Source organism: Mycobacterium sp. P2_H7, assembly GCF_056403275.1.
Window position 1 is genome coordinate 1 of sequence record NZ_JBFUFU010000064.1, and the last position, 409, is coordinate 409.

The window sequence follows — 409 nt, forward strand, 5'->3', positions numbered from 1 at the left end:
GTACAAGGGCACGAAATTCACCTGCAGCTTCGACGGCTCGACGCCTGACAACAAGATGGGCATGTCGCTCGATGGCGGCTGCCGGGTCGGCGTCTTCACCCAGAAAATGTCGGCGACCGTCGAGCGCAAGGGACGCGACTACAAGGGCAACTTCATGGGCGGCGCCGCGGGTTCGGGCCTCGACATCATCGGCGGCAATGTCGTGGATCCCCGCAAAGTGGTCTTCACCATTAACCGCAACCAGTTGCGCGGCGTCATGCAGGCCCGCATCCCCGACGACAATTCGATGACGGTGACCATCGCCGTGCGCGTCGACCAGCAATTGGTGCCGGTCATCGGCATGAGCCTCAAGCGCGTCGATGCCGTCGAAGTCGGCTCCATCGCGAAGAACTGAAGACCGGTCCTAAAG

1 protein-coding gene is annotated in these 409 nt (G+C 62.1%); it reads left to right on the forward strand.

Going from position 1 to position 409, the window contains the following annotated elements; all coding sequences use genetic code 11:
• The coding region (locus tag AC1DY7_RS31360) for a hypothetical protein (protein ID WP_477497658.1) at positions 1-394 on the forward strand (394 nt) is incomplete at its 5' end.
• Positions 395-409: the final 15 nt, after the last annotated feature.